The 6,803-nt window shown below is 62.1% G+C and carries 8 protein-coding genes; 4 read left to right on the top strand and 4 right to left on the bottom strand.

Annotated features, from left to right (window positions below; all coding sequences use genetic code 11):
- The 3 genes from WBB85_RS07190 to WBB85_RS07180 form a co-directional block, all read right to left on the bottom strand.
- The coding region (locus tag WBB85_RS07190; protein ID WP_432637943.1) for a hypothetical protein at window positions 1-415 on the bottom strand (415 nt) is incomplete at its 3' end.
- Window positions 416-616: 201 nt separating this feature from the next.
- Window positions 617-1,396, bottom strand: a complete 780-nt coding sequence (locus WBB85_RS07185; RefSeq protein ID WP_432637942.1) for a Bax inhibitor-1/YccA family protein — start codon at window positions 1,394-1,396, stop codon at window positions 617-619.
- A 114-nt stretch (window positions 1,397-1,510) separates the two neighbouring features.
- A complete protein-coding gene (locus tag WBB85_RS07180) occupies window positions 1,511-1,717 on the bottom strand; it encodes a DUF1127 domain-containing protein (protein ID WP_432637941.1) in 207 nt (68 codons plus the stop codon).
- A gap of 124 nt (window positions 1,718-1,841) precedes the next feature.
- Here WBB85_RS07180 and WBB85_RS07175 point away from each other — a divergent pair, with 124 nt between their 5' ends.
- Window positions 1,842-2,726 carry a LysR family transcriptional regulator gene (locus WBB85_RS07175; protein WP_432637940.1) on the top strand — a complete coding sequence of 295 codons (885 nt, stop codon included), beginning with the start codon at window positions 1,842-1,844 and terminating at the stop codon, window positions 2,724-2,726.
- A gap of 3 nt (window positions 2,727-2,729) precedes the next feature.
- Here the strand turns inward: WBB85_RS07175 and WBB85_RS07170 are convergent, their stop codons facing one another.
- Complete coding sequence (locus WBB85_RS07170) at window positions 2,730-3,689, bottom strand: NADPH:quinone oxidoreductase family protein (RefSeq protein WP_432637939.1); 960 nt, start codon at window positions 3,687-3,689, stop codon at window positions 2,730-2,732.
- A gap of 353 nt (window positions 3,690-4,042) precedes the next feature.
- Between WBB85_RS07170 and WBB85_RS07165 the strand changes: the two genes are divergently transcribed.
- The 3 genes from WBB85_RS07165 (at window position 4,043) to WBB85_RS07155 (ending at window position 6,756) form a co-directional block, all read left to right on the top strand.
- Window positions 4,043-4,405, top strand: coding sequence for a helix-turn-helix domain-containing protein (locus WBB85_RS07165; protein ID WP_432637938.1), 363 nt, complete (start codon window positions 4,043-4,045; stop codon window positions 4,403-4,405).
- Between the two features lie 61 nt (window positions 4,406-4,466).
- Entirely contained in the window at window positions 4,467-5,267 is an 801-nt protein-coding gene (hisN, locus tag WBB85_RS07160; protein WP_432637937.1) for a histidinol-phosphatase, read from the top strand.
- Between the two features lie 151 nt (window positions 5,268-5,418).
- On the top strand, window positions 5,419-6,756 hold the full coding sequence (locus WBB85_RS07155; RefSeq protein WP_432637936.1) for an 8-oxoguanine deaminase: 1,338 nt from the start codon (window positions 5,419-5,421) through the stop codon (window positions 6,754-6,756).
- Window positions 6,757-6,803: the final 47 nt, after the last annotated feature.

The following is a 6,803-nucleotide window of genomic DNA, read 5'->3' as shown; positions in this document are numbered from 1 at the left end:
TCAATAGTTCGGGTATGGGGGCCCAGCGGTGCTTGACTGAAAAGTCGGCCAGATCCACCAGTTCGATCACCGAGCGGTCCGCATCACCATCGATGCGGCTCAGAAGGAGGTAGCCAGGGATTTCGCCGTCGTCATTGTAGCGCGTCCAGCCGCCGGGACGTGATTCAAGCCGTATGGAATGGTCGGCGCCCCTCGGTTCGGCTTCGGAGAACAGGAGGCTGCGGATGGTTGTGGGCACTTCCGCGATGTTATGGGCAAGATCCCCGGCGGTCCCGTGGCTGCCCCGCCGGAAGGTCGCCCGGGCGGATGCTTCGTCCATTGCCACAGAGGCGAAAAAAATTGCGGCAATGATGCCAAGCACGGCAAGGACCAGAACGAACCAAAGCTGGACCGGGCGAAACAGAAATTTTTCCATGAATGCAATACTCTCCTACAGCAGCCCGGGGACGTTAACAGCGGAAAACACCGCGGCGCAACATTGACTTGCCCGGGTTTCGCAACGGGCCGGTCCCGGCTGTAACCGTGGGGATTGTCGCCCTGGTTTTGACAGTTTTGTCCCGTGCACAAGAAAAGGGCCGGGACGATCCCGGCCCTTCATCGTCCTTTGTGCGTCAGATCACTCGCGGTTGCCGAGGAACTGCAGCAGGAACATGAACATGTTGATGAAGTCGAGATAGAGGTTCAGCGCCCCCATGATCGCCGACTTCGCCAGCCATTCGGCGTCGCCGTGGCTTGCATGGGCGATGTAGTCGGTCTTGATCTTCTGCGTGTCATAGGCGGTGAGGCCAGCAAAGATCAGGACGCCGATCGCCGAGATGGCAAGCTGCACGGTGCTTGAGCCAAGGAAGATGTTCACGATCGAGGCGACGATCAGGCCGATCACGCCCATGATCAGGAACGACCCCCAGCCCGAGATGTCCTTCTTCGTCGTGTAGCCCCAAAGCGAGAGGCCCGCGAAGGCAACTGCGGTCACGAGGAAGGTCTGGATGATCGAGAAGCCGGTGAAGACGGCGAAGATCCAGCTGATCGAGACGCCCATCGCCGCGGCGAAGGTGTAGAAGAACAGTTGCGCGCCAGCGGCCGAAATACGGCTGATCATCGCGCCGAAGGCAAAGACCATGCCGAGCGGCAGGAACATGATTACCCATTTGAGCGGTGATGCGTAGAGCGTATGGCCGAAATCGGTAAGATAGCGGCCCGCGCCGATCTGCGCCGCCGCTGCCGACGGATCACTTGTCAGCGCCAGGTTGGAAATGGCCCAGGCTGCGGCCGCAGTGATCAGCATGCCGACGGACATCAGCCCGTAAACCTTGTTCATATGGGCGCGCAGGCCCTCATCGATCGCAAGCGTCCGGGTACCTGCCCGGCCGGCGTGGATCGTTTCATAGTCAGCCATCAAAGCCTCCAGATGCGTTTCCCAAAAGGGCGCACGTGTTGCCACGACGCCTTCCAAGGGAAATATCGGGAAGGTTGCGCTGGAATTCAAGCTTTTCAGGACAATGCACCGGAATTATCCGCGCCATGTTTCAGGCACATCCCAGATGGGGCGCCCGGCTTCGGTGCGGGCTTGGTCCTTTGATATGCCGATATCGGTCAGGCGATGCTCGGTCAGACCGCTCAGATCACGCCGTTGACGATGCAATTCGATCCTCTTTGACAGCCAGCCGAGAAGATTGCTCCGGACCTGGCGGTGGGTGCGGGGTAGCAAGTGTTCCATATGCATCTCCTTTTCAATCCGTGATGTATTTACTCGCCTGCATCAGAAGGCTTGATTAACTTGGAGAGATATGATGGATATTGAAAGCGAATGATCGTGCGTAATTACATCAAGGATTGTGATGATGCCCCGAAACCTGGACCTTACTGCCTTACGCGCCCTTGTCGCCGTCGCTGATTCAGGTGGCGTGACGCGTGCGGCCGGGCTTCTGAACCTTACGCAATCCGCGGTCTCCATGCAGATAAAGCGGCTGGAAGAGGGGCTGGGGCAGGCGTTCTTCACCCGCTCGCAGCGCAAGCTGACCCTGACCCTCGAGGGTGAGCAGCTTCTGAGTTACGCCCGCAAGATGCTTGACCTCAACGATCAGGCGCTGTCGCGTCTGACGGATTCGGGATACGAGGGCGAACTGCGTCTTGGGGTGCCCTGCGATATCGTCTACCCGCAAATCCCGGCCATCCTGAAGGCCCTCGCGCGCGAGTTTCCGCGCGTCCGTATCAACCTCGTCTCGTCCTTCACGCAGGTTCTGCAGGACGGTTTTGGCCGCGGGGAATTCGACATGATCCTGACGACTGAAACAGAACCCCTGCCGGGGGGTGAGGTTCTGGCATCGCGGGACATGACTTGGGTTGGTGCGCCCGATGGGGCCGCATGGCAGCGCCGCCCCCTGCGGCTTGGCTTCATGCACAATTGCATTTTCCGGCTTGTCGCGCAGGCGGCGCTGGATGAGGCGGGAATCCTGTGGGAAATGGCGTTTGACGGGCATTCCGAACAGGTGGTTGAGGCGACTGTCGCCGCAGATCTTGCGATAACCGCGCGGCTGAAAGGCAATCTGCCCGAAGGGCTGGTTGCGATTGAGCCGGGCAACATCCTGCCCCCGCTCGGTCAGATGAGCATCTGTTTTTATGATGCGGGCATGCATAAGGGGCCGGTGGCCGAGGCATTGCGGATGCAGTTGCGGTGCGCCTATGCCGATTTGCCAGCCCAGCCTCGGTCCGTCGCGGCCGAGTAACCGTCAGATCGTGACCAGGACCTTGCCCGTGGATTTCCGGTTGCGCAGCAGATCCAAGGCCTCGCCCGCCTGCGTCAGTGGAAGTTTGTGTGAAATATGCGGCCGCATGCCGCCTTCGCTGTACCAGCCAAAGAGCGTGGTCAGGCTTTCGGTCAGGACCGCCGGGTTGAAGTTCAGATAACCGCCCCAGTAAAGCCCTTGGACCGAGATGTTCTTGACCAGCAGGTGATTGGCTGGGATTTTTGATACTGTACCGCTGGCAAAGCCGATGACGAGGATGCGGCCATCAGGGTTCGTGGCGCGGAAGGCCGCTTCGAACTGGTCGCCGCCGATCGGATCATAGACGACATCGGCGCCCCCCAGATCCCTGACCGCCTGACGCAGGTCAACCGTCTCGCTGTCGATCAGGTGATCCGCCCCGGCGGCCTTTGCCACGGCCAACTTGTCCGCGCCGCGCGCGCAGGCGATCACGCGCGCGCCCATCCTTTTTCCGATCTCCACGGCGGTCAGCCCGACACCGCCGGCAGCGCCGAGGACAAGCAGCGTTTCACCCGGTTGCAGCCGGGCCTTGTGGCCCAGCGCGACATGGCTGGTGCCGTAGGTGATCTGGAAGGCCGCGGCATCTTCAAAGGGCATCTCATCGGGCAGGGGGACACAGCGCGCAACCGGAAAGCAGCCGTATTCCGCCAGCCCGCCGCAATTGGCGTAGACCGCGACGCGGGTGCCGGGGACGGGCCCCTCGGTTCCGGGCCCGAGCTTGTCGATCCAGCCCACCGGTTCCATCCCGAGGGTCAGGGGCGGTTCGGGCCGCTCCTGGTACTTGCCATCAATCATCAGTAGATCGGCGAAGTTCAGGCCGCAGGCGGCAATACGTAACCTTACGTTACCTTCCGTCGGCTCGGGAATAATGTCGGAGCGCAGGTTGGGAAGCGTTCCGAACGCCTCGATCCCGAATGCTTTCATGCGCTGTTCTCCGTTATCCGCCCATGCGAATCTGCCGGGGCCGCAGCGACCCTAGCTACAATCGCCAAGTGATTCTATAGGGTTACGCAACGTAAGCGTTCGCGATTTGAGAAACATTCGTGTACCAACGTTTGCAAAATGCGACGCAAATTGCAAAGCAACCTCTGGGGGAGCGAGAAACTGAACGATTGCGTTTGGTTTGCAGGGGCGGGCTTGTCTAAAAAGACAGGTCGAGTACACCCATAAGATGAGTTATTCATTTGTAAAGCTGTTCACTTGCCGACAAAGCGCACGTCAATACGGGCCGGGCACGGAACTTGCTTCGTAAACGGTAGAGAAAGACGGAGAAGACCATGAAACATCCGGTTGACGTCCATGTGGGTAAGCGCGTCCGCCATAGGCGCTGGATGGTGGGGATGACCCAGCAGCAGCTTGCGGACAAGGTTGGTATCAAATTCCAGCAGATCCAGAAATATGAAACCGGTATGAACCGGATTTCCGCCTCCCGCCTTTGGGACATTTCTGATGCACTTGGCGTGCCGATCAGCTTCTTCTTCGAAGGGCTGGATTCACGCAGCCAGATCGTCGAAGAAATCGACGGCGATATTCTGGCCGACAAGGAAGCCCTGATGCTGGTGCGGTCCTACTACGCGATCCCCGAAGCACAACGGCGCCGGCTCTTCGATCTGGCCAAGGTTCTGTCGGACGCCGCCTGAGGCGCTTGACCGGAAAGGGGCGGGCAGGTACCGCTCGCGCGGGATAAAGCGCGAGGTCGGCATGCCCCCCGTTTCCGAGAGCGAGCGCCACGCGCTCATCGATACAGCCAATGCTTTGGCGGATGCCGCCCGCGCGGCGACGCTGGAGCATTTTCGTTCAGATGGTCTGAGCGCCGACACCAAGCGCGATAGCGACTTCGATCCCGTGACCATCGCCGACCGCGAGGCGGAACAGCGCATGCGCGGGATTTTGGCTGCCCGCCGCCCCGATGACGCAATTGTGGGTGAGGAATTCGGGAACAAACCCGGGACGAGCGGCCTGACCTGGGTGCTCGACCCCATCGACGGCACGCGCGGCTACCTTTCGGGCACGCCGACCTGGGGTGTGCTGATCGCAGTCGGCGATGACACTGGTCCGCTCTTCGGCATCATCGATCAGCCCTATATCGGCGAACGCTTTGCGGGCGGCTTCGGGCTGGCCGAACTGATCGGGCCGCACGGAGCCCGGCCGCTGAAGACGCGTCCGGCCCGGCCACTCTCTGACGCGATCCTGTTCACCACCTTTCCCGAGGTTGGAACCGCGGAGGAGGGGCGCGCCTTTCGTCGTCTGTCGGGCGATGTCCGGCTGACCCGTTATGGCATGGATTGTTATGCCTATGCGCTCATCGCCGCTGGACAGATTGATCTGGTGGTCGAGGCGGGCCTTCAACCTTATGACATTCAGGCACCGATCGCGGTGATCGAGGCCGCGGGCGGCATTGTCACCGATTGGCAGGGCGGCCCCGCCCATCAGGGCGGCCGGGTGCTTGCCGCCGCCAATGGCGAGGTGCATCAAGCGGCGCTGGAAGTCCTGAACGGCTGACGCATTTTTCGTGATCTGGTGAAACTGCATCCGGCGTCGGCATATAGTCAGCGCCGCGATCCTTGCCTAAACTCGTCCCGCCGGGTGAGTCCTTCCCCCTTCTGTCATCCGGCCGTTCCCGCAGCGCCGAAGGGGTGGCAAAGGGGAACACATGTCCGAAATCCTGATCCGAAATGCCGATGCCGTGGTGACGATGGATGCCGCACGGGCAGAGATTGCCCGGGGCGATGTCCTGATAAGGGGCGGTGTGGTAGCCGAAGTGGGGCAGGGGCTGACCACCTCGGGCGAGGTGATCGAGGCTCGGGGCTGCGTGGTCACGCCCGGCCTCGTCAACACTCATCACCACCTCTACCAGACCCTGACCCGCGCCGTACCGGGCGGGCAGGATGCGCTTCTCTTCGGCTGGCTGAAGACGCTCTACCCGATCTGGTCACGCTTCGGGCCCGAAGAGATGCGCATCTCGGCGCTCACGGGGCTTGCCGAACTGGCGCTTTCGGGCTGTACGCTGACCTCGGACCACCTCTACCTCTATCCGAACGGCGCGCGGCTGGAGGATACGATCGATGCCGCGCGCGAGATCGGCCTCAGATTCCACCCGACACGCGGCGCAATGAGCATTGGCGAAAGCGCAGGCGGGTTGCCACCCGACAGTCTTGTCGAAGACGAAGCCGCGATCCTGAAGGATATGGAGCGGGTGGTGGACGCGTTCCACGACCCCGCCGAGGGCGCGATGGTCCGTGTGGGCCTCGCCCCCTGTTCGCCCTTCTCGGTCAGCCGCGACCTCATGCGCGAGGCGGCAGTGCTCGCCCGCGACCAGGGGGTGATGCTGCACACCCATCTGGCCGAGAACGATGAGGATATCGCCTATTCGCTGGCGCAGTTCGGCTGCCGCCCGGGTCAATATGCCGAGGATCTCGGCTGGACCGGCGATGATGTCTGGCACGCCCATTGCGTGAAGCTCGATGTGGGCGAAATCGACCTCTTCGCCCGCTCGCGCACCGGCGTCGCCCATTGCCCCTGCTCGAACTGCCGCCTCGGCTCAGGCATCGCGCCGGTGCGCGCGATGCGCGATGCGGGCGTCAGGGTCGGGCTTGGGGTCGACGGGTCGGCCTCGAACGATGCGGGCAATCTGGTGGCCGAGGCGCGGCAGGCGATGCTTTTGCAACGGGTGGCCAGGGGGGCAGATGCGATGTCCGCGCGCGAAGCGCTGGAGATTGCCACACTTGGCGGCGCGCAGGTGCTGGGGCGCAGCGATTGCGGGTCGCTGGAACCCGGCAAACGCGCCGATATTGCCATCTGGGACATGACGGGGATTGAGGCGGCGGGCAGTTGGGATCCGGTTGCGGCGCTTTTGCTCTGCGGGCCCACGCGGGTGCGCGATCTCTTTGTCGAGGGGCGGCAGGTAGTGAGTGATGGGCACCTCGTTACCATCGACCTGTCCTGCGTCATCGAAACCCAGAACTGCCTCGCCCGGCGCCTGATGGCGTGACGCGGGGGGCCGTCTGCCCCCCGCACCCCCCGAGAGTATTTCTGAAC

This window comes from Albidovulum sp., assembly GCF_049646345.1.
Lineage (GTDB): Bacteria > Pseudomonadota > Alphaproteobacteria > Rhodobacterales > Rhodobacteraceae > Albidovulum.
The sequence above is the reverse complement of the archived record's forward strand: the minus strand, read 5'-3'. Positions and strand labels throughout refer to the sequence as shown.